The organism is Streptomyces sp. NBC_01515 (genome assembly GCF_045040345.1).
Taxonomy (GTDB): Bacteria; Actinomycetota; Actinomycetes; order Streptomycetales; family Streptomycetaceae; genus Streptomyces.
In genome coordinates this window covers 4,252,723-4,274,366 of record NZ_CP109416.1, presented here as the reverse complement: position 1 = coordinate 4,274,366, position 21,644 = coordinate 4,252,723, and the positions used below count along the sequence as shown (strand labels likewise).

General features: G+C 70.8%; 18 protein-coding genes. 14 read left to right on the top strand and 4 right to left on the bottom strand.

All coding sequences use genetic code 11. From position 1 onward, the window contains the following. The first annotated feature begins 146 nt into the window (after positions 1-146). The 6 genes from mreC to OG407_RS18885 all read left to right on the top strand — a co-directional run bounded on the left by mreC (position 147) and on the right by OG407_RS18885 (position 9,072). Complete coding sequence (mreC, locus tag OG407_RS18910; protein WP_365300420.1) at positions 147-1,088, top strand: rod shape-determining protein MreC; 942 nt, start codon at positions 147-149, stop codon at positions 1,086-1,088. A 12-nt stretch (positions 1,089-1,100) separates the two neighbouring features. Beyond that, positions 1,101-1,769 (top strand): rod shape-determining protein MreD, encoded by a 669-nt coding sequence (mreD, locus tag OG407_RS18905; protein WP_403587913.1) that lies wholly within the window; start codon positions 1,101-1,103, stop codon positions 1,767-1,769. 93 nt (positions 1,770-1,862) lie between these two features. Further along, entirely contained in the window at positions 1,863-4,127 is a 2,265-nt protein-coding gene (gene mrdA / locus OG407_RS18900) for a penicillin-binding protein 2 (protein WP_405859510.1), read from the top strand. Next, entirely contained in the window at positions 4,124-5,320 is a 1,197-nt protein-coding gene (rodA, locus tag OG407_RS18895; protein ID WP_328683364.1) for a rod shape-determining protein RodA, read from the top strand. The genes mrdA and rodA overlap by 4 nt, the downstream gene beginning before the upstream one ends. Before the next feature lie 105 nt (positions 5,321-5,425). Next, positions 5,426-7,018, top strand: coding sequence for a CHAD domain-containing protein (locus OG407_RS18890; RefSeq protein WP_405859508.1), 1,593 nt, complete (start codon positions 5,426-5,428; stop codon positions 7,016-7,018). A gap of 86 nt (positions 7,019-7,104) precedes the next feature. Next, positions 7,105-9,072: a TIGR03960 family B12-binding radical SAM protein gene (locus OG407_RS18885; RefSeq protein ID WP_405859506.1), complete on the top strand. Its 1,968-nt coding sequence runs from the start codon at positions 7,105-7,107 to the stop codon at positions 9,070-9,072. A gap of 13 nt (positions 9,073-9,085) precedes the next feature. Here the strand turns inward: OG407_RS18885 and OG407_RS18880 are convergent, their stop codons facing one another. Then, a complete protein-coding gene (locus tag OG407_RS18880) occupies positions 9,086-9,781 on the bottom strand; it encodes a DUF899 domain-containing protein (RefSeq protein ID WP_405859504.1) in 696 nt (231 codons plus the stop codon). A 75-nt stretch (positions 9,782-9,856) separates the two neighbouring features. Further along, positions 9,857-10,327, bottom strand: a complete 471-nt coding sequence (locus tag OG407_RS18875) for an RrF2 family transcriptional regulator (RefSeq protein WP_405868485.1) — start codon at positions 10,325-10,327, stop codon at positions 9,857-9,859. A 156-nt stretch (positions 10,328-10,483) separates the two neighbouring features. On the opposite strand from OG407_RS18875, the gene OG407_RS18870 reads away from it, so the two are divergent. Continuing rightward, a complete protein-coding gene (locus tag OG407_RS18870) occupies positions 10,484-11,221 on the top strand; it encodes an SDR family oxidoreductase (RefSeq protein WP_405859502.1) in 738 nt (245 codons plus the stop codon). Between the two features lie 5 nt (positions 11,222-11,226). Here OG407_RS18870 and OG407_RS18865 read toward each other — a convergent pair whose 3' ends face one another. Next, on the bottom strand, positions 11,227-12,075 hold the full coding sequence (locus OG407_RS18865; RefSeq protein ID WP_405868483.1) for a helix-turn-helix domain-containing protein: 849 nt from the start codon (positions 12,073-12,075) through the stop codon (positions 11,227-11,229). 165 nt (positions 12,076-12,240) lie between these two features. Between OG407_RS18865 and OG407_RS18860 the strand changes: the two genes are divergently transcribed. Next, positions 12,241-12,993: an SDR family oxidoreductase gene (locus OG407_RS18860; protein ID WP_403587894.1), complete on the top strand. Its 753-nt coding sequence runs from the start codon at positions 12,241-12,243 to the stop codon at positions 12,991-12,993. Between the two features lie 35 nt (positions 12,994-13,028). Here OG407_RS18860 and OG407_RS18855 read toward each other — a convergent pair whose 3' ends face one another. After that, positions 13,029-13,583 (bottom strand): cysteine hydrolase family protein, encoded by a 555-nt coding sequence (locus OG407_RS18855; RefSeq protein WP_405859500.1) that lies wholly within the window; start codon positions 13,581-13,583, stop codon positions 13,029-13,031. Between the two features lie 126 nt (positions 13,584-13,709). On the opposite strand from OG407_RS18855, the gene OG407_RS18850 reads away from it, so the two are divergent. From OG407_RS18850 to OG407_RS18825, 6 genes are all read left to right on the top strand, one after another. Beyond that, entirely contained in the window at positions 13,710-14,330 is a 621-nt protein-coding gene (locus OG407_RS18850) for a TetR/AcrR family transcriptional regulator (protein ID WP_405859498.1), read from the top strand. A 186-nt stretch (positions 14,331-14,516) separates the two neighbouring features. Further along, positions 14,517-14,828 carry a GNAT family N-acetyltransferase gene (locus OG407_RS18845; RefSeq protein WP_405859496.1) on the top strand — a complete coding sequence of 104 codons (312 nt, stop codon included), beginning with the start codon at positions 14,517-14,519 and terminating at the stop codon, positions 14,826-14,828. A gap of 3 nt (positions 14,829-14,831) precedes the next feature. After that, on the top strand, positions 14,832-15,371 hold the full coding sequence (locus OG407_RS18840; protein WP_405859494.1) for a GNAT family N-acetyltransferase: 540 nt from the start codon (positions 14,832-14,834) through the stop codon (positions 15,369-15,371). Positions 15,372-15,386: 15 nt separating this feature from the next. After that, positions 15,387-16,496, top strand: a complete 1,110-nt coding sequence (locus OG407_RS18835) for a hypothetical protein (protein WP_405868481.1) — start codon at positions 15,387-15,389, stop codon at positions 16,494-16,496. Between the two features lie 46 nt (positions 16,497-16,542). Continuing rightward, positions 16,543-17,310: a TIGR03936 family radical SAM-associated protein gene (locus OG407_RS18830; protein ID WP_329350894.1), complete on the top strand. Its 768-nt coding sequence runs from the start codon at positions 16,543-16,545 to the stop codon at positions 17,308-17,310. 263 nt (positions 17,311-17,573) lie between these two features. After that, a complete protein-coding gene (locus OG407_RS18825; RefSeq protein ID WP_405859491.1) occupies positions 17,574-21,611 on the top strand; it encodes an Rne/Rng family ribonuclease in 4,038 nt (1,345 codons plus the stop codon). Positions 21,612-21,644 lie beyond the last annotated feature (33 nt).

Here is a 21,644-nt window from a genome sequence, read left to right as displayed (position 1 = left end):
CTCCTCTCGTGCGGCGGATCGTTGATACGGAGGCATAGGCTCCGACATGAGCCTCCGTATCCATCCGTACGGACAACTCCCGCACACACCACACCTGCATACCTGTACCTCTGCACATTTCTATGAGGAAGGCACGGCCGCCGCACGTGAGGGACACACGAGAGAGCCGGCTGCTCCTGGTGCTGCTGATCGCCGTAGCGTTCGCGTTGATCACGGTCGATATCCGGGGAGGGCAGGACTCGCCGGTCGACGGTGCCCGCCGGGCCGCGGCCACGGTGTTCGGCCCGATCGAGAACGGCGTGTCGTCCGCCGTCGACCCGGTGGGTGACGCGGTCGCCGCGGTCCGCGACTCCGGGGAGCGGCACGACCGGCTCGCCGTCCTGGAGAAGGAGAACGCGGCCCTCAAGGCGAAGCTCGGCAGCGACGACCGCAACCGCAGCCGCCTGACCCAGCTGGACAAGATGCTGAAGGTGGCCGGCGAGGGCCAGTACGGCATCAAGGGCGCCCAGGTCATCGCGATAGGAGCCGCCCAGAGCTTCTCCTGGACGATCACCATCGACGTCGGCGCCAACGACGGCATCAAGCGCGACATGACCGTCCTGAACGGCAACGGACTGGTCGGGCGCGTGACGACCGTCGGCCCGGATGCCTCGACCGTCCTCCTCGCCAACGACCCCGACTTCACCGTCGGCACCCGCATGGAGGGCAGCGACGAACTCGGCTTCGCCTCCGGCGAGGGCGACGGCCCGCTGCGCGTCGAACTCCTCAACGGCAAGGCGGAGGTGCAGAAGGGCGACCGTCTGGTCACCTTCGGCTCGCAGGCCGACAAGCCGTTCGTGCCCGGCGTCCCGGTCGGTGTCGTCTCCCGCGTCGACCCCTCCGGCGGCGGCCTGACCCGCACGCTGTACGTCACGCCGTACGTCAACTTCACCAAGCTCGACATCGTCGGCGTGGTCGTGGAGGCCCCGAAGAAGGACCCGCGTGACACGGTCCTGCCGGCGAAGCCCAAGCCGACCCCGATCCCGACGGTGACCGTCACGGTCACCCCGTCCGCGAACGCGCCGGTCGACGGCCAGCAACAGCAGTAGGAGCCCATCCCCATGCGTGCCAACCGGATCCTCCTCTCCGCGCCGCTGGTCGTCGTCGCCCTCGTGATCCAGGTGAGCGTCCTCGCCCGCCTCCACCTCCCGGGCGCCGTCCCCGACCTGCTGCTCCTCACGGTCCTCGGCCTGGCCATGGTCTACGGCCATGTCGCGGGCGCCCTCATCGGCTTCGGCGCGGGCCTCCTCGCCGACCTGGCCCCGCCCGCCGACCACGCGGCCGGCCGGTACGCCCTCGTCCTGTGCGTCATCGGCTACCTCGCGGGCCTCGCCAAGCCGGAGAACGGCCGCCTGAAGTCGGCGACCGGCCCGATGGCCGTCGTGGTCGCCGCCGCGATCGGCGCCACCCTGCTCTACGCCGGTGTCGGCGCCCTCGTCGGCGACACCGCCGCCCGCCATGTCGGCCTGGGCAGCCTGCTGTTCACGGCCTCCCTGTACGACCTGCTGCTCGCCCCGTTCGTCGTCCCCGGCGTCATGGCACTGGCCCGGCGCGTCGACAACGACCCGCTCGCGGAGACCAACGCCGCCAAGTCGGCCGACATCTCCTCGGGCTGGCTCTCCTCGGGCACCGGCCTGAAGATCGGCGGCCAGCGCGGCGGCCTGCGGATGAAGACCGCACGCGCCCGCGTGGCCCGGGCGGGACGTATCAAGGGGGTCAAGAGGCTTTGAACACCGGGGAGTTGGGTCACGGACTCACAGGTCCGTCGTATATGACTCATACACGCATCGTGTACGCGCACTGAGAGGGGGAGGCAGCACCACATGACCAACATCCCGGAGACCGGTCGGACTCCACGGGTTCAGATCAGGCTCGTCGTCATCCAGATTCTCGTCCTCTCCCTCCTCGGCACCCTCGGCGGGCGCCTCTGGTACCTGCAGATCCGTGAGGGCGCCGCGTACCAGAAGGAAGCGTCCGGCAACCACGTCCAGCAGGTCGTCGAGCCCGCGGTGCGCGGTTCGATACTGGACGCGCGCGGTGTGCCCCTCGCCGACAACGAGACCCGGCTCGTGGTCTCCGCCTCCCGCACCGACCTGCTGAAGCAGGCCGACGACGGCAGGGCCGTCCTCACCAAGCTGGCCGGCGTGCTGGGCCTGAAGCCCGCGGACGTCATCCAGAAGGTCCGGCTGTGCGACGCGAAGACCCCGCAGCCCTGCTGGAACGGCTCGCCCTACCAGCCCATCCCGATCACCGACGAGGCCACCGCCAAGCAGGCCCTGCAGATCCGCGAGCGCGCCGAGGACTTCCCCGGCATCACCGCCGAGCCCGAGGCCGTACGGCGTTACGCGGCCCCCGGCGACGCCAACGCGGCCCAGGTCCTCGGCTACCTCTCGCCGGTCACCGACGACGAGATCACCCAGGCCAAGGACAGCGACTCGCCGTATCTGCGCTCCGACCAGGTCGGCCGCTCGGGCCTGGAGCGCGAGTACGACAAGGCGCTGCGCGGCAAGGCCGGCGTCACCCGCTACGAGGTCGACAACCTCGGCCGCGTCATCGGCAAGGCCAAGTCCGACGCGCCGCAGCCCGGTTCGAACCTCGTCACCAGCATCGACGCCCGCGTGCAGCGCGTCGCCGAGTACCAGCTCGACAAGGCGATGAAGGCGGCCCGCCAGCAGTACGACAAGATCACCGGCGAGAACTACAAGGCCGACTCCGGTGCCGTCGTCGTGATGGAGGCCAAGACCGGCCGGATCGTCGCCATGGCGTCCGCGCCGACGTACGACCCGAACGTCTGGGTCGGTGGCATCTCCGCCAAGGACTACAAGCAGCTCACCGGCAAGAACTCCGACTACCCGCTCCTCAACCGGGCCATACAGGGTCAGTCGGCGCCCGGTTCGACGTTCAAGGTGGTCTCCACGGCCGCCGCGGTCGAGGCCGGCTACACGTGGGACGGCGGCTACCCCTGCACCAGTTCGTACTCGGTGGGCGGCCAGGTCTTCAAGAACTTCGAGGGCGAGAACTTCGGCCCCATCTCGCTGGGCCGCGCGCTGGAGGTCTCCTGCGACACCGTCTTCTACGGCCTCGCCGACGCCCAGTGGAAGAAGGACGGCGGCATCAACCCGAAGAAGGGTGAGCCGAAGGACTACTTCTACAAGGCGGCCCACCAGTTCGGCCTCGGCAAGGTCACCGGCGTCGACCTCCCGAACGAGGTCACCGGCCGGATCCCGGACCGCAAGTGGAAGCAGGAGACCTGGGCGGCCAACAAGGCCTACTGGTGCAAGACCGGCAAGAAGGGCGGCACGTACGTCCAGCAGATCGCGTACGAGAACTGCCTCGAAGGCAACAAGATGCGCGAGGGCGACTCGATCAACTACTCCATCGGCCAGGGCGACACCCTCGTCACGCCGATCCAGGAGGCCATGATCTACGGCGCGCTCGCCAACGGCGGCACCGAGTACGTCCCGACCATCGGCAAGGCGATCGTCAGCGCCGACGGCAAGACCGTCACAGAGATCAAGCCCCAGGTGAAGGCCAAGCTGCCGATCAGCGCGGCCACGCACAAGGGCATCGACAAGGCCCTCGCGGGCGTGGTCACCAGCGGTACCGCCGCCTGGAAGTTCCAGGGCTGGCCGCAGGACAAGATCGAGCTGCACGCCAAGACGGGTACGGCGGAGGTCTACGGCAAGCAGACCACCTCCTGGTTCGCCACGTACACCAAGGACTACACGGTCGTCATGACGATCGCGCAGGCCGGTACGGGTTCCGGCGCCTCCGGTGAGGCCGTGCGCAACATCTACAACGCGATGTACGGCGTCCAGGCCGACGGCTCCATCGACAAGAAGAAGGCGATGCTGCCCTCGCCGCAGACGAGCCTCCCGAAGGTCCGCGCCGACGGCACGATCGCCTCCCCGAAGATCACCGCCGACCCGGCCAAGGAGCTGGAGAAGCAGCAGGAGAAGGCGACCGAGGGCGGCGTCACGCCCGCGGACGACACCCAGCAGCCGGCCATCGCGCCCTCACCGTCCACCACCAACAGCAACACCCGAAGGCGTCCGCGCAGAAGGGGTAGCCGGAGGATGCTCACATGACCGGCAACAGCTTCTCCGTCTCCGGATACGGGCCCGACCGGGCCGGCTGGACGCGGGTGTTCGCCCGTGACTCGCTGGCCCGCCGGCTGGACTGGCCGATACTGCTGTCGGCGGTCGGCCTGTCCCTGATCGGCTCGCTCCTCGTCTTCTCGGCGACGCGCAACCGCACCGAGATCAACCAGGGCGACCAGTACTACTTCCTGCTCCGGCACCTGATGAACACCGGCATCGGCATCGCCCTGATGATCGGCGTCATCTGGGTCGGCCACCGCACCCTGCGCGTCGTCGTCCCGTTCCTCTACGGCGCCTCGGTGTTCGGCATCCTGCTGGTGCTCACCCCGCTGGGCTCCACGGTCAACGGCGCGCACTCCTGGATCGTGCTCGGCGGCGGCTTCTCGCTCCAGCCCTCGGAGTTCGTGAAGATCACGATCATCCTGGGCATGGCGATGATCCTCGCCGCCCGGGTCGACGCGGGCGACAAGCCCTACCCCGACCACCGCACGGTCCTCCAGGCCCTGGGCCTCGCCTCGGTCCCGATGATGATCGTCATGCTGATGCCCGACCTCGGTTCGGTCATGGTCATGGTCATCATCGTGCTCGGCGTGCTGCTGGCCTCCGGCGCCTCCAACCGCTGGGTCTTCGGTCTGCTCGGCGCGGGCACCCTGGGCGCGATCGCCGTGTGGCAGCTGCACTTCCTGGACGAGTACCAGATCGCCCGCTTCGCCGCCTTCGCCAACCCGAGCCTCGACCCGGCCGGCGTCGGCTACAACACCAACCAGGCCCGCATCGCGATCGGCTCCGGCGGCCTCACCGGCGAGGGCCTCTTCCACGGCTCCCAGACGACGGGCCAGTTCGTCCCCGAACAGCAAACGGACTTCGTCTTCACGGTCGCGGGCGAGGAGCTGGGCTTCGTCGGCGCGGGCCTGATCCTCGTCCTCCTGGGCGTGGTGCTCTGGCGCGCCTGCCGCATCGCCCGCGACTCGACCGAGCTCTACGGCACGATCGTCGCCGCCGGGATCGTCGCCTGGTTCGCCTTCCAGGCCTTCGAGAACGTCGGCATGACCCTCGGCATCATGCCGGTCACCGGCCTGCCACTGCCGTTCGTGTCGTACGGAGGTACGTCGATGTTCGCGGTGTGGCTCGCGGTGGGGTTGCTGCAGTCGATCCGGGTGCAGCGCCCCATGTCCGCCTGAACCACACCTTTGCCCGGCCGTTACCTCCCTATTTGCCGGAGTTCCCCGGGGGTTCATCCGGGACGCCCCCTGCCGTCCCGGCCGGTCGGCAACTAGATTCAGGTCATGGCGGACACAAAGCGTGAAATCGAGCGTAAGTACGAGTCCGACGACAGTGGTCTGCCCGACCTGACCGGCGTCGCCGGGGTGACGGCGGTCATCGACAAGGGCGTCGTGAGCCTGGACGCCGTGTACTACGACACGGCCGACGAACGCCTCGCCGCCGCCGCACTGACCCTGCGCCGGCGCACCGGCGGTTCCGACGCGGGCTGGCACCTGAAGGTGCCGGTCGCGCCCGGTGTCCGCGACGAGATCCGGGAACCGCTCTCCGACACCGTGCCGGACACCCTCGCCGCGCTGGTCCGCTCCCGCGTCCGTGAGGCCGAGCTGCTGCCCGCCGTCCGCCTGCGCTCCGACCGCGACGTACGGCATCTCATGGACGCCCAGGGCAAGCTCCTCGCCGAGGTCAGCGTGGACGCCGTGCACGCGGAACGCCTCACCGAGGGCGGCGGCACCGCCCAGTGGACCGAGATCGAGGTCGAACTCGCCGACGACGGCGACCCGGCGTTCCTCGACCAGGTGGAGAAACGGTTGCGCAAGGCGGGCGTACGGCCGTCGTCGTCCGCGTCGAAGCTGGCCAGGGCGCTTCAGGAGACGGCTCGCACGGCGGGGTCCGGAAAGCCGGGGTCGGAAAAGTCAGGGTCTGGAAAGTCAGGGTCGGAAAAGCCGGGGTCGAAGAAGAAGCGCAAGGCGGAGCCCGTGCCCGCGGAGCCCGCGGATCCGGTCACCGCCGGCGATCACGTCCTCGCGTACGCCCGCGCCCAGCGCGACGCGATCCTCGAACTCGACCCGGCCGTACGGCAGGACGCGTACGACTCGGTCCACCGCATGCGGGTCGCCACCCGCCGGCTGCGCAGCACGTTCCGCTCGTACGGCAAGGTCCTCGACCATACGGTCACCGACCCGGTCGGCGATGAACTGAAGTGGCTGGCGGGGGAGTTGGGCGCGGACCGCGACCGCGAGGTCGTGACCGAGCGGCTCGTGACGGTCCTGGGCGAACTGCCCACCACCCTGATCTCCGGCCCGATCCGCACCCGCCTGGACACCTGGGCGAACGCCCGGCACGGCGGATCACGCAGCCGGCTGATCGGCGTCCTGGACTCCCAGCGGTATCTCGCGCTCCTCGACACCCTGGACCGGGTGATCGCCGAGCCACCTCTTCTGAAGGACGCGGCGGGCAAGCCGGAGAAGGTCATCGGCAAGGCCGTGGGCAAGGACTTCGGAAAAGTCTCCGCGCTCGTGGAGGAGGCGATCGGGACCCCGCCCGGCGCGGACCGCGAGCTCGCGCTGCACGAGGCCCGCAAGAAGGCCAAGCGGACCCGGTACGCGGCGGAGGCGGCGGTGCCGGCCCTCGGTACCCCGGCCCGCGCGCTGGCCAAGTCCATGAAGGCGCTGACCAGCCTGCTCGGTGAGCACCAGGACAGCGTGATGGTCCGGGTGACCCTGCGGGAACTGTCCGCGGTGGCGCACGCGGCGGGGGAGAGCTCGTTCACGTACGGGGTGCTGTACGGGCGGGAGGAGCAGCGGGCGGCCGGGGTGGAGACGGCGCTGCCGGAGGCGTGGGAGGGGATCGTGGCCGAGGGGTCCGTCCAGGTGTGACGGCTGGTGCGTACGGGTGAGGTCCGGGATCGCGTTAGTCTGGATGGTCACCCGTCCGTTCAGTCCCGCTCACGAAGGTTCGCGAGATGCCTGCCGAAGTCGCTGCGGCCGCAGAGTCCGTGTTTCCGCAGCTCGAAGCCCTGCTCCCGCAGGTGCAGAAGCCGATCCAGTACGTCGGCGGCGAGCTCAACTCCACGGTCAAGCCGTGGGAGTCGTGCGATGTCCGCTGGGCGCTGATGTACCCGGACGCCTACGAGGTCGGCCTGCCCAACCAGGGCGTCATGATCCTCTACGAGGTCCTGAACGAGCAGGAGGGCGTCCTCGCCGAGCGCACGTACAGCGTGTGGCCGGACCTGGAGGCGCTGATGCGCGAGCATCGCGTCCCGCAGTTCACGGTCGACAGCCACCGCCCGGTGGGCGCGTTCGACGTGTTCGGGCTCAGCTTCTCCACCGAACTCGGCTACACCAACATGCTCACGGCCCTGGACCTGGCGGGCATCCCGCTGGAGTCGAAGGACCGGACGCTCGACGACCCGATCGTGCTGGCGGGCGGCCACGCGGCCTTCAACCCCGAGCCGATCGCGGACTTCATCGACGCGGTGATCATCGGCGACGGCGAGCAGGCCGTACTCGACATGACCAAGATCATCCGAGCCTGGAAGGCGGAGGGCCGCCCCGGTGGCCGCGAGGAGGTCCTCTTCCGCCTGGCGAAGACGGGTTCGGTCTACATCCCGGCCTTCTACGACGTCGAGTACCTGCCGGACCACCGCATCGCGCGCGTGGTCCCCAACAAGTCGGGCGTCCCGTGGCGGGTGAGCAAGCACACGGTCATGGACCTCGACGAATGGCCGTATCCCAAGCAGCCGTTGGTCCCTCTCGCCGAGACGGTCCATGAGCGCATGTCGGTCGAGATCTTCCGGGGCTGCACGCGCGGCTGCCGTTTCTGCCAGGCGGGCATGATCACGCGCCCGGTGCGCGAGCGGTCGATCACGGGCATCGGCGAGATGGTCGAGAAGGGCCTCAAGGCGACGGGCTTCGAGGAGGTCGGCCTGCTGTCGCTGTCGTCTGCGGACCACTCGGAGATCGGCGAGATCGCGAAGGGCCTGGCGGACCGCTACACGGAGGACAAGGTCGGCCTGTCCCTCCCGTCGACCCGCGTGGACGCGTTCAACGTGGACCTGGCGAACGAGCTGACGAGGAACGGCCGGCGCTCGGGTCTCACCTTCGCGCCGGAGGGCGGCTCGGAACGCCTCCGCAAGGTCATCAACAAGATGGTGTCGGAAGAGGACCTCATCCGCACGGTCTCGACGGCGTACGGCAACGGCTGGCGCCAGGTGAAGCTGTACTTCATGTGCGGCCTCCCGACGGAGACCGACGAGGACGTCCTGCAGATCGCCGACATGGCGATGAAGGTGATCGCCGAGGGCCGCAAGGTCTCCGGCCAGAACGACATCCGCTGCACGGTCTCCATCGGCGGCTTCGTCCCCAAGCCGCACACGCCGTTCCAGTGGGCCCCGCAGCTCTCGGCGGCGGAGACGGACGCGCGTCTCGGGAAGCTCCGCGACAAGATCCGCGCCGACAAGAAGTACGGCCGCTCGATCGGCTTCCGCTACCACGACGGCAAGCCGGGGATCGTAGAGGGCCTGCTGTCGCGCGGCGACCGCCGCATCGGCGCGGTCATCCGCGCCGTCTACGAGGACGGCGGCCGCTTCGACGGCTGGCGCGAGCACTTCTCCTACGACCGCTGGATGCGCTGCGCCGAGAAGACGCTGCCCGCCTTCGGAGTCGACGTCGACTGGTACACCACCCGCGAGAAGACCTACGAGGAGGTCCTCCCCTGGGACCACCTGGACTCGGGCCTGGACAAGGACTGGCTCTGGGAGGACTGGCAGGACGCCCTCGACGAGACCGAGGTCGAGGACTGCCGGTGGACCCCGTGCTTCGACTGCGGGGTGTGCCCGCAGATGGACACGTCCATCCAAATCGGGCCTACGGGCAAGAAGTTGCTCCCGCTGACGGTGAAGCAGCCTGCGGGGAGTGGGCACGTGCACTGAGTGGGTGGGTCGGTCAGCTGGCGGGGTTCGAGGGGCCGTAGGCCGCGGCGATGTCCTTGGACCCGGCCCAGCGGCTGTAGGTGGGTGACTGGGGCCAGCCCTCGGGGGAGTTCTGCCATTCCTCCTGGCGGCCGTAGGGCAGGACGTCGATCAGGGCGAAGCTGTGGCTGAGTTGCTCGGTGCCGCGGCCGTTGGTGTGCCAGGTGCGGTAGACGGTGTCGCCGTCGCGCAGGAATACGTTGACCGCGAACCCTCCGTCGGGCGGGGCACCGACATCGGCGCCGAAGGAGCTGTTCGCGGTCGAGTACCACGGCATGCGGTTGCCGACCCGCTCCTTGTAGGCGAGTGCCTCGGCGATCGGGCCCTGGGTGACGATGACGAACCGGGCGTCGTAGTTGTCCAGGAACTCCAGGCGCGTGTACTGCGAGGTGAACCCGGTGCACCCCGGGCACTGCCATTCCTTCCCGGCGAACCACATGTGGTTGTACACGATCAACTGCCGCTTGCCGTCGAAGACTTCGGCCAGCCGGACGGGGCCGTCCGCGCCGTCGAGGGTGTAGTCGGGCATCTCGACCATCGGCAGGCGGCGCCGCTCGGCGGCGATGGCGTCGAGTTCGCGGGTCGCGGCCTTTTCGCGGGCGCGGAGGGTTGCGAGCTGGTTCTCCCAGGTCGTGGTGTCGACGACGGGCGGCAGTGCGTCGGTGGTCATGGTTCCTCGCAGAGCTTGTGGGCGTGGCTGTCCCTGGTACGGGGGTAGACCTCGCCGCGCTCCGGAACTCATCGGTCAGTCCGCGGTCAGCCACACACCGACCCCCGCCAGCGCCCCCTCCCCGGAGTCCGATTCCACGTCGCGGGCCACGTCGGCGATCGTGACGGACCGGAGGGCATCCCGGCGGGCCGACTCGGCCGCGGCCATCGTGCGGGCGATCGCGCACGGTGTGGTGCAGGCGTCGGGCGGGGTGGCCATCGGGCCGCGTTGGCGGATCTCCGTGCAGACGAAGGCCGGGTCGGGGCCGTCGATCGCCTCTACGACGTCGAGGACCGTGATCGACGCGGGGGAGCGGGTCAGGACGTAGCCGCCGGACTTTCCCTGCACCGAGCGGACCAGGCCGGAGCGGGAGAGGGCCTGGAGCTGTTTGGCCAGGTAGGTCGGGGACACGTCGTGGAACTGGGCCAGGCGGGCGGCCGGGACCGGGGCCTGGGTCGAGGTCAGGACAACGCAGCAGTGCAGGGCCCACTCGACTCCGCCGGACATCTTCACTCGCTCATTTTACTCAGACGTCGATTGACTCGGATATCTACTGTCCGGGTATTATCTCGGATAGAAAGTATCCGAGTTTGGTTTCGGGGTGCCGTCGCGATCGGGTGACGGTACATATCGGACATCAGTCATCTACGGAAGGCGTAGGCCATGAAGATCGCAGTCATCGGCGGAACCGGGCTGATCGGGTCGCAGGTCGTGAAGGACCTGAACGCGGCCGGGCAGCAGGCCGTGCCGTACTCGCAGTCCACCGGTGTGGACATCATCAGCGGTGAGGGGCTGGAGGCGGCCGTCGCGGAGGCCGACGTCGTCGTCAACCTGACGAACTCACCGACCTTCGACGACGCCTCGATCGGCTTCTTCCAGGCGTCGATGGACAACCTGCTCGCCGCGAGCGAGAAGGGCGGGGTCGGGCACTTCGTCATCCTGTCCATCGTCGGCGTGGACCAGGTGCCGGGGCTGGACTACTACCGGGCGAAGGTGCTGCAGGAGGACCTGCTCAAGGGCGGGGCGGTCCCGTACTCCATCGTCCGTGCCACGCAGTTCATGGAGTTCATGGACGCGACCCTCGCCATGACCACCGACGGCGACACCGTCCGGCTGCCGCGTACGCCGATCCAGCCGATCGCCGCCGCGGAGGTCGCCGCCGTCGTCGCCGAGGTCGCCGCGGGCACCCCGCTGAACGGCGTTCTCAACATCGGCGGCCCGGACGTCTACCCTCTCGACGACCTCGGCCGGCTCACCCTGACCGCCAAGGGCGGCGCGGGTTCCGTGGTCACCGACGACGCAGCCGGCATGTTCGCCGTCGCCCCCGGTGACGTCCTCACCGCCCCGGACGGCGCCCGCATCACCGCCACCCACTACACGGACTGGCTCGCCGGGCGTTAACTCCCTTACGGCTGGGGTGCCTTCGGGGTTCCGGCCGCGTGCGGGGACCCCAACCGGGCCAGCGCCGCCGCGTCCTCCGTGTCCGGCTCCGCCGTGCCGACCAGCAGACACTGGCCGGGGGCGCTCTGTACGTCGAACGTCTGGTACGTGAGGGTGATGCGGCCCACGTCCGGGTGGTCGAAGGTCTTGGACTGGCGGCCGGGGCGGCTGACGCTGTGGTCTTGCCAGAACGCCCCGAACTCCTCGCTCCCGCCCAGGAGTTCGGCGATCAGGGAGCCGAGTTCGCGGTCGTCCCGGTCGTGTCCCGTGGCCAGCCGCAGCGCCTCGGCGGAGCAGCGGGCGACGTGCTCCCAGTCGGCGAACAGCTCCCGGGCCGCGGGGTCCAGGAACAGCGAGCGGACCATCCTGCGGCGGTCGCCCAGGGGTGCGAGAAGCGCGTCGGCCAGCGCGTTCGACGCGAGGACCTCCAGGCGCCGGTTGATGACGTACGCCGCCGCCGTCGGGAACGCGTGCATCAACTGGAGCAGCGCCGGGTCCACCTCGTCGGACGGTTCGGCGGGGACGGGCCTAGGGACCAGGCCGGCCAGGCGGTACGCGTGCCAGCGGGCGTCCGTGTCGAGGCGCAGGGCGCGGGCGATGGCGTCGACCACCTGGCCGGAGGGGCTGCGCTCGCGGCCCTGCTCCAGCCGGGCGTAGTAGTCGGCGCTGACCCCGGCCAGCACGGCGACCTCCTCGCGCCGCAGCCCGGCCACCCGGCGCGCCCCGGAACTGGGAAAACCCACCTCCGCGGGCGTCAGCCGGGACCGCCGCGCACGCAGGAAGTCACCGAGCGCGTAGCCGTCCGTACCGTCCATGCCGTCCATTCCAAAAGCCTACGGCGCCGCCGCTTCCGGCTCCCCGCTTCCTAGGAGTGGCACACCCCGGAAGCCTTGTCCTGCCTCATCGGGCCGATCCCGTCGATGCTCGGAGGGTGCGGTAGACGGCTGCCGCGCGGATCACGTTTCTCCGAAGGGCTCCTCATGACCGCCACCACCGTCCAGTCCACGTCCCGTACCGGCAAGGTCGTCCTGATCACCGGCGCGAGCAGCGGTATCGGCGAGGCCACGGCCCGGCTGCTGGCCGGGGCGGGGCACCGGGTGTTCCTCGGTGCCCGGCGCGCCGACCGCCTCGCGGCCGTCGTCAAGGAGATCCGGGCGGACGGCGGCACGGCCGACCACCGCGAGCTGGACGTGACGGACCTGGAGAGCGTGCGGGACTTCGTCCGGGCCGCGCGGGAGTCGTACGGCCGGGTCGACGTGCTCGTCAACAACGCGGGCGTGATGCCCCTGGCGATGCTGGAGGCCCTGAAGGTCGACGAGTGGAACCGCATGATCGACGTGAACATCCGCGGTGTCCTGCACGGCATCGCCGCGGTGCTGCCCGTCATGCGCGAGCAGGGCGCGGGGCACATCGTGAACGTCGCCTCCGTCGCCGGGCACCGCGTCGACCCCACCGCGGCCGTCTACTGCGCCACCAAGTACGCCGTCCGCGCCATCTCCGAAGGCCTACGGCAGGAGAGCCGCGACCTGCGCGTCACCGTGGTCAGCCCCGGCTTCACCCGTACCGAACTGACCGACAGCATCGGCGACTTGGGTATGCGCGCGGCCACCGAGGACATGATGGGCATCGCGATCCCCGCGACGGCGATCGGCGAGGCGATCGTCTACGCCGTCAACCAGCCCGCGGAGGTCGACGTCAACGAGATCGTCGTCAGGCCCACGGCACAGGGCTGAACTCCGGCCGGGCTGACGGGTGTTGGTGGAGGGGGTCAGCGCGCGGCGGCCACCCAGTCCGCCACCGTCGTCACCTCCGCCTGCATCGGGAACACCTTCTCCGTGAGGACGCGGTGGACCTCCGGGTCGTTGTCGAGGCAGGCGTCGGACAGGACGGTGAGGGTGAAGTCCAGGTCGGCGGCCTGGCGGAGGGTGGACAGGACGACGCCGCTGGTGGCGATGCCCGTCAGGACCAGGTGGGCGATGTCGTTCGCCCGCAGGACCATGTCGAGGTCACTGCCCGCGAACGCGCTGACGCGGCGCTTGGTGACGAGGATGTCGCCGGGTTCGGGGGCCACGTCCGGGTGAATCTCGTTGGCCTGGGTCGCGGCGGCCGACGCGGGGGAGCCCGCGAGCCTGCCGAACAGCTTGTTGCGGGGGCTGATCTCCGGGGCGCCGGGGCGGAACCCGACGGTCACGTAGATCACGCGGACGCCGTTCGCGCGGGCCGCCTCGATCGCCTTGCGCAGGCGCGGCAGGTAGGCCGGGTCGGGGTAACGGTCCACGATCACGCGCTGGACGTCCATGACGAGGAGTGCTTGCTCGGACACCGGGGTCCTTCCGCGAGCTGAGTGCTCGGTCACTAAGTCATCAGGTGATTACTTGCCTAACGTAACCATGCCCTGTAGTCATGTCAACGAGTGATTACTTGAGCTGGGTGAGGGAGGTCGCCGGTGGTGACGGGTGACGTGAACGAGGACGACGGACCCCGGCGGCGGGACGCCGCGGCGACCCGGCAGGCGCTGCTGGAGGCCGCGAGCAGCCGGTTCACCCGACTCGGGTACGACCGCACGACGTTGCGGGACGTCGCCGCCGACGTCGGGGTCAACCTGGCGCTCATCAAGCGGTACTTCGACTCGAAGGAGGGGCTGTTCAAGGCGGCCCTGGCCTCAACTCCCCGGTTCCTGGGCCGAGATGAGGAGTTCCCGCGCGACCGGGCCGGTCTCGCCGAGGCGCTCAGTCACCAACTGTCCGCCGGTGCCTGGCCGGAGTTCGGCGAACACCCCGTCCTGATGCTGCTGCGCGGCTCCGGCGACGAACGCGTGGACGCCCTGCGCCGCAAGGCCCTGGACGAGTTCAGCCGCCAGATCCTCGAAGCGTCCGGCGAGGGCCCGGCGGGGGAGGACGACGAACGGCTGCTGCGCGCGGAACTCCTCGTCGCGCTCGGCGTCGGCGTCGCCGTCGTACGGTCCGCCGTAGGCCTCCGCCCCCTGCGTGACGCGACCGCCGACCAACTGGCCGCGCCGCTGCGGGAGATCGTCGACGCGCTGCTGGCGCCCCCTGCCGACGACCGCTGAACTGCCGCACAATGCACGGGTGGACGACATCACGATCCGCCCCGCCGAACCCGCCGGCTGGACGTCGTCGCGGGGCTCCGGTGGCGCTGGATCCTGGAGAACGGGGACCAACCCGTCACCACCCGCGAGGAGTTCGTCCGGCACTTCGTCGACCGGGCCGCGGAGCACGGGAGTTCACACCGGTGCATGGTCGTCGTACGGGACGGCGTGCTCATCGGGATGGCGTGGCTGGCCGTGGTCCAACGGGTGCCGAGTCCGCGGGCTCTGCGGCGGGCCAGCGGTGATCTGCAGTGCGTGTACGTGGTCCCCGGCGAGCGCGACGGCGGTGTCGGCGGACGGCTGGTGGAAGCCGTGCTGGCCCGCGCTCAGGACCTCGGGCTCGAACGCGTCACCGTCCACTCCTCGCCCCGGGCGATCCGGGCGTACGCCCGCCGCGGCTTCGCCCCCTCGCCCCGGCTCCTGCACGCCCGTGTCTGCCGCAGCGCCCCCTACCCTTGACCGATGCCTGAACTGATCCTGCCCGACGCCCGGTTCCGGGTCTCCTTCCTGGACGCCGTGTACGAGCACGTCGTCGAGGACGACTTCTTCGGCGGCACGCTCGCGCGTGAACTGCGGGAGCACGGCAGCAGCTGGCGGCAGCCGGCCGGGTTCGCGCGGTACGTGGAGTCGGTGCGCGAGGAGGAGTCGGAGGACGGCCGCCGGCCCGAGGGCTTCGTGCCGAACACCTGGTACTGGTACGTCGACGGCGACACCTACCTCGGCCGGATCCAGATACGGCACCGCCTCACCCAGTGGCTCCTCGACTACGGCGGCCACATCGGCTACGGCGTCCGGCCGGGCGCCCGTCGCCGCGGGCACGCGACCGCGATGCTCCGTGACGTGCTGCCGTACGCTCGTGAACTCGGCCTGGATCCGGTCCTCGTGACCTGTGATGCCACCAACATCGCGTCCCGCAAGGTGATCGAGGCCGGTGGCGGGGAGTTCGAGGACGAGCGGGACGGGAAATTGCGGTACTGGATCCGGACCCGGACGGGGAGCTGAGGCGTCTTGCCCGGTATGGACGCCCCCAGGAAATTCGAGAAGCCGCCCGCGCGGCCGTCGCCGCGGTCGCCCGAGGGATGTCTCGCCGTCGCGATCCGTGTCCCGGTGCGGATCGTCGTCCTCGTGCTGGTCGTGCCGGTGCGGCTGGTGTGGGACGGGCTGGTGGTCGGCGGGCGGTTCCTGTACCGGACCGTGCTGCGGCCGCTGGCACGCGCGGTGTTCGTGTGGCCGTGGGTGGCGCTGTGGCGGTACGTCGTCGTGCCGCTCGCCAAGGCGCTCGGGTGGCTCGCCAACCTCTTTGTCGTCGTGCCGCTCGTCTGGCTGTACCGGTATGTGTTCACCCCGGTCGGGCACGGCCTCGCCTGGGTCGCCCGGCGGATCGGGGGCGGGCTGGCGTGGGTCTACGCGCGCGTGCTCACTCCCGTCGGGCACGCGTGCGCGTGGGTGGTCAACGGGGTGGCCGCCGGGGTGGCGTGGGTCGTCGGCGGGGTGGCCGCCGGAGTGGCCTGGCTCGGGCGGTATCTGCTCGTCGTGCCCGCCGGGTGGCTGTACGCGTGGGTCCTCACGCCGGTTGGGCACGCGATCGCCTGGTGCGGGCGGGGGCTTCTGTGGTTGGTGAGGGCGCTCGGTACGGGGATCGGTGTCGTCCTGTACTGGGCGGCCCGGATTCTGCTCGTCCTGCCCGCGATCGCCCTCTGGCGCTGGGTGCTGACACCCGTCGGGCGCGTGCTCGCCGTCGTCGGGCGGGAGGTCTGGGACGCGCTCGGGCACGCCTGGCGGATCGCCGGGCACATCTCGCTCGCCGTCGGGCGGGTGCTCGGGACCCTCTTCCGGTGGATCTTCGTCGAGCCCGTGAGCTGGGTGTACCGGACGCTCCTCACCCCGGTCGGACACGTCGTACGGGACCTGGTGCTGCGGCCCGCCGCCGAGGCCGCGCGCGCTGTGGGACGGGTCACCCGGCAGGTGCTGGCCGCCGCGCGCGAGTCCGCCCGGCAGGCCCGTGCCGACTTCCGGCGGATGGTCTTCGGCGAGCCTCGGCAGCCGGAACCGGTGGAGCTGCGGGAACCGATGAGCGACGACACACGTACTCTTGGTAGAAGTACGACCGTTCTCACGAAGGACTAGGACACTGGGCAAGCGACAGCCCGAAGGCCCGCCGCCCGCACCCGCGGTGCAGCGCATCCGACTGCGCTACACCAAGCGCGGTCGCCTCCGGTTCACCAGCCACCGAGACTTCCAGCGCGCCTTCGAGCGTGCGCTGCGCCGCGCCGAGGTGCCGATGGCGTACTCGGCGGGGTTCACGCCGCATCCGAAGGTGTCGTACGCCAATGCCGCACCCACCGGCACGGGCAGTGAGGCGGAATACCTGGAGATCGCGCTCACCGCCGAGCGCGACCCCGACAAGCTGCGCGAGCTGCTCGACGAGTCGATGCCCGTGGGCCTCGACATCATCGACGCGGTCGAGGCCCGGACCTCCGGGCTTGCCGACCGGCTCACGGCTTCCGTGTGGGAGCTGCGGCTGGACGGGGTGGCGCCCGAGGACGCCGAGCGCGCGGTGGCCGCGTTCAACGCGGCCGAGAGCGTCGAGGTCCAGCGCATGGCCAAGAACGGCATGCGGACGTTCGACGCCCGACCCGCCGTAGCGCATCTTGAGACGCTTCGTCCACAGGCTGATAGGCCTACCGACCAGGCCTGTGCGATACTCCGGTTGGTTGTTCGGCACGTGACGCCTGCCGTTCGACCCGACGACGTCCTGTCCGGTCTTCGCGCCGTGGCCGACCTGGCGCCGCCGGTCGCCGCAGCGGTGACCAGGCTGGCGCAGGGGCTGTTCGATGAAGAGACCGGCACGGTGACCGACCCGCTCGCGCCCGACCGCGAGGCAGTAGTGACCGGGAATCCACCGGTCGCCGAAGCTGCCGCCGCGAAGGCACCGGCGTAGGGAAGGTTCCGCGCAGGGACCGATGTCGTAGCGCCGCCCTCGGACTCGGGAGCCACCTGGGTCGGGCAGCGTACCGACCACAAGACTTTCGCCAGGCCGTCCGCATCTGGGCGTACGGAACCGGCGAGACAGGACACAGAGAGCTCCCGTGCGGCGCCCGCGCCCCGGACGGCGGCACCGCGCAACGCGCGAGCCGCGGACGTCACCGGCATCCCTGCCGGACCAGGCGCGGCGCCCGGGAGCCTGACGGGAGAAACGCCCGCATGCTCGAACCGACCGAACCCACCGAGGGTTCCGAACTCAACACCCCGAGCGACACGCTGCCGCCGCGCCGTAGGCGCCGCGCCGCGTCTCGCCCAGCGGGACCGCCGACCGCCGCCGAGGGCGCGGTCGAGAACAGCGCTCCGGCCATACCGGCCGAGGTGAGCGACGAGAAGCAGGACGAGAGCGTCGAGGTCAGCGCGCCCCTTGAGGCCGCTGCGACCGAGGTGACTGCCGAAGCTCCTGCTGCCACAGAGGAAGCCGCGCCCGCCGGGCGTACGCGTCGGCGTGCCACTCGGCGGGTGTCCGCGCCCGCCGGTGCGCCCGAGGCGATTGAGGTGCCCGAGGCGGCCGAGATCGTGGTGCCGGCCGTTGCCGCCGCCGCGCCCGCCGCCGTCGAGGAGACCGCGCCGGCTGCCGTGCCCGACGAGGACGCCGCTCCGCGGCGCGGCCGTCGTCGTGCCACGCGCCGGGTGACCGCGCCCGAGACCGTTGCCCCGGCTGCCGTGGCCGAGCCGGTGGAGGAGCCCGAGGCCGCGCCTGTCGTCGCCGAGGCGCCCGCCGCCGTAGAGGCTGTCGTGGAGGAAGAGGCCGCTGCGCCCGCTGGGCGTACGCGTCGGCGTGCCACTCGGAAGGTGTCGGCACCCGCCGGTGCGCCCGAGGCGGCCCAGGCCGAGAGCGTTGAAGCCACCGCAGTGACCTCAGTGACCGAAGAAGTGACCGAAGGTTCCGCGGCTGCCGCGTCCGATGAGGATGCCGCTCCGCGTCGGAGCCGTCGTCGCGCCACGCGCCGTGTGTCCGCGCCTGCCGGGACGCCCGTGGGCGAGGAGGCCCCTGTGAACGACGAGACCACCGCGGACACCGCGGAGACGAACACCGCTGCCGAGGTTCCCGCCGAGGACTCCGGGCCGCGACGTCGGCGCCGGGCCGTGCGGACCGCCGCCGGCGGGTTCTCCGCGCCCGCGCCCAAGAACGGGAACAGTGCCGAGGACGAGGACGGACCGCGTCGGCCGAGGCGGCCCGCGGTGGCCGTGTTCCAGGCGCCCGTCTTCACCGAGCCGATGTTCCAGACCCCGGAGCGGGCCGCGGCAGCCGCTGCCGCCGAGGCCGTGGAGGACGACGAGGAAGAAGTCGTCGTCGTAGCGGAGCCCGTGGCCGTGGAGGTTGTCGAGGAGGAGACCGGCGGGCGTCGTCGGCGTCGTCGCCGGGGTGCCGCCTTCGAGGCCGAGCCCGAGGCGCCCGCCGCCGTCGAGGCTGTCGTGGTCGAGGAGGAGCCCGAAGAGGCCGACGAGGCCGAGGACTCCGCCGACGGTGACGAGGCCGAGGAGACCGGGTCGCGCCGCCGCCGTCGCCGTGGTGGCCGCCGTCGTCGCCGTGGCGAGTCCGCCACCGGCGAGGACGAGGGCGACGACAACGAGGAGTACGCCGCCGAGCAGGCCGCGCAGGACTCCGAGGACACCGCCGAGCAGGTCGAGGAGGACGCCGAGGAGGCGGACGACGACCAGGGCGGTTCCGGGTCCAGCAGCAGCCGTCGTAGGCGCCGTCGGCGTCGTCGCGCCGGTGACTCGGGCGGCGAGAGCGAGACGCCCGCGTCGGCCGACGACCCCGAGCGCACCGTCGTCAAGGTCCGCGAGCCGCGCGCCAAGAAGGACGAGCACCCGAGCGACGAGGTGCAGTCCATCAAGGGTTCGACGCGGCTGGAGGCCAAGAAGCAGCGTCGCCGTGAAGGCCGCGAGCAGGGGCGCCGGCGCGTCCCGATCATCACCGAGGCGGAGTTCCTGGCCCGCCGCGAGGCCGTCGAGCGCGTGATGGTCGTCCGGCAGAGCGGTGAGCGCACGCAGATCGGCGTCCTGGAGGACGGCGTGCTCGTCGAGCACTACGTCAACAAGGAGCAGTCGACCTCGTACGTCGGCAACGTCTACCTGGGCAAGGTCCAGAACGTGCTGCCCTCCATGGAGGCCGCGTTCATCGACATCGGCAAGGGGCGCAACGCCGTCCTGTACGCCGGTGAGGTCAACTTCGAGGCGCTCGGCATGGCCAACGGGCCGCGCCGCATCGAGTCCGCCCTCAAGTCCGGCCAGTCGGTCCTCGTGCAGGTCACCAAGGACCCGATCGGGCACAAGGGCGCACGTCTGACCAGCCAGGTCTCCCTCCCGGGGCGCTACCTCGTGTACGTCCCCGAGGGTTCCATGACCGGCATCAGCCGCAAGCTGCCCGACACCGAGCGGGCCCGGCTGAAGACCATCCTCAAGAAGATCGTCCCCGAGGACGCGGGCGTCATCGTGCGCACCGCGGCCGAGGGCGCGAGCGAGGACGAGCTGAGCCGCGACGTCGAGCGCCTCCAGGCACAGTGGGAGGACATCCAGAAGAAGGCGAAGAGCGGCGGCGGCTCGAACGCGCCGACGCTGCTGTACGGCGAGCCGGACATGACCGTCCGCGTCGTGCGCGACATCTTCAACGAGGACTTCACCAAGGTCATCGTCAGTGGCGACGAGGCGTGGGACACCATCCACGGCTACGTCGCGCACGTCGCCCCCGACCTCGCCGACCGGCTCTCCCGCTGGACCTCCGAGGTCGACGTCTTCGCGACGTACCGCATCGACGAGCAGCTGATGAAGGCGCTGGACCGCAAGGTCTGGCTGCCCAGCGGCGGTTCGCTGGTCATCGACAAGACCGAAGCGATGATCGTGATCGACGTCAACACCGGCAAGTTCACCGGTCAGGGCGGCAACCTCGAAGAGACCGTGACCAGGAACAACCTGGAGGCGGCCGAGGAGATCGTGCGCCAGCTGCGGCTGCGCGACCTGGGCGGCATCGTCGTCATCGACTTCATCGACATGGTCCTGGAGTCCAACCGGGACCTGGTCCTGCGGCGCCTGCTCGAATGCCTGGGCCGCGACCGTACGAAGCACCAGGTCGCCGAGGTCACCTCGCTCGGCCTGGTCCAGATGACCCGTAAGCGCGTCGGACAGGGCCTGTTGGAGTCCTTCTCCGAGACCTGCGTCCACTGCAACGGCCGCGGTGTCATCGTGCACATGGAGCAGCCGACCTCGGTCGGTGGCGGCGGCAAGCGCAAGCGGCGCGGGCGCGGCGGTGACGGGAACGGGCAGGACGTCCACGACACGCACGAGCACGACCACGAGCACGAGGTGGCCGACGACGAGGTCGAGACCGAGGCGGAGGTCGCCGCCGAGGTCGCCACGCCGGTGCCGTTCGCCGAGCCCGAGTTCCGGCCCGACGAGGACCTGTACAGCAGCGCCGCCGAGGCGGAGGCCGCGGCCACCCGTGGTGGGCGTTCGCGGCGCCGGACGAGCCGGCGGGCGTCGGCTCCGGCCGGTGCGCCGAGGGGCGAGCGGCAGTCGCGCGAGGTGCGTGAGGAGGCCGAGCCGGCCGCTGTCGCGCAGGCCGCGCCCGTCGCCGTGGAGGACCCGGTCGTCGAGGCTCCCGCGGTTGAGGAGATCCCGGTGTCCGCGCCGGTCGTCGAGGCTCCGGTGGTCGACGATGCCGCGCCCAAGGGGCGTACGCGCCGTCGTGCGACCCGTAAGGCGACCGCGCCCGCCGGTTCGCCCGCCGGGTCCGAGGAGGCCGCCGTCGTGACGGTCACCGAGGCCGCCGCGCCGGTCGTCGTCGAGGCGCCCGCGCCCGTCGAGCAGCCCGAGGCGCCCGTCGAGAGCGCGGCTCCGGCCCGCCCCCGGCGTCGTGCCGTGCGCAAGGCGACCGCGCCCACCGCGTCCGAGGAGGCGGCCGTGACGGTCGTACCGTCGGCCGTGGTGGAGGAGGCCCCGGTTGCCGAGGCAGCCGTCGAGGCCGATGCCGAGGTCGAGGCTCCGGCCAAGAAGACGGCCGCTCGCAAGGCCGCCAAGAAGGCCCCCGCGAAGAAGGTGGCTGCCAAGAAGACGGCGGCGACCAAGACCGCGGCCAAGAAGACGGCCGCGAAGAAGACGACGGCCAAGAAGGCCGCCAAGACCACGTCGAAGAAGACCGCGGCGGCGGAGCAGACGAACCCGTCCTCCGTCACCGCCTCCACCGACGAGGGCTGAACCCCGGGCGGGTGCGGCTGGTCCATGTGACCG

Bases quoted from the DNA above. Each gene is read 5' to 3' on its own strand.
- mreD (WP_403587913.1), top strand. From the start codon at position 1,101: ATGCGTGCCAACCGGATCCTCCTCTCCGCGCCGCTGGTCGTCGTCGCC.
- mrdA (WP_405859510.1), top strand. From the start codon at position 1,863: ATGACCAACATCCCGGAGACCGGTCGGACTCCACGGGTTCAGATCAGG.
- rodA (WP_328683364.1), top strand. From the start codon at position 4,124: ATGACCGGCAACAGCTTCTCCGTCTCCGGATACGGGCCCGACCGGGCC.
- OG407_RS18890 (WP_405859508.1), top strand. From the start codon at position 5,426: ATGGCGGACACAAAGCGTGAAATCGAGCGTAAGTACGAGTCCGACGAC.
- OG407_RS18885 (WP_405859506.1), top strand. From the start codon at position 7,105: ATGCCTGCCGAAGTCGCTGCGGCCGCAGAGTCCGTGTTTCCGCAGCTC.
- OG407_RS18880 (WP_405859504.1), bottom strand. From the start codon at position 9,781: ATGACCACCGACGCACTGCCGCCCGTCGTCGACACCACGACCTGGGAG.
- OG407_RS18875 (WP_405868485.1), bottom strand. From the start codon at position 10,327: ATGTCCGGCGGAGTCGAGTGGGCCCTGCACTGCTGCGTTGTCCTGACC.
- OG407_RS18870 (WP_405859502.1), top strand. From the start codon at position 10,484: ATGAAGATCGCAGTCATCGGCGGAACCGGGCTGATCGGGTCGCAGGTC.
- OG407_RS18865 (WP_405868483.1), bottom strand. From the start codon at position 12,075: ATGGACGGTACGGACGGCTACGCGCTCGGTGACTTCCTGCGTGCGCGG.
- OG407_RS18860 (WP_403587894.1), top strand. From the start codon at position 12,241: ATGACCGCCACCACCGTCCAGTCCACGTCCCGTACCGGCAAGGTCGTC.
- OG407_RS18845 (WP_405859496.1), top strand. From the start codon at position 14,517: ATGGTCGTCGTACGGGACGGCGTGCTCATCGGGATGGCGTGGCTGGCC.
- OG407_RS18840 (WP_405859494.1), top strand. From the start codon at position 14,832: ATGCCTGAACTGATCCTGCCCGACGCCCGGTTCCGGGTCTCCTTCCTG.
- OG407_RS18835 (WP_405868481.1), top strand. From the start codon at position 15,387: ATGGACGCCCCCAGGAAATTCGAGAAGCCGCCCGCGCGGCCGTCGCCG.
- OG407_RS18825 (WP_405859491.1), top strand. From the start codon at position 17,574: ATGCTCGAACCGACCGAACCCACCGAGGGTTCCGAACTCAACACCCCG.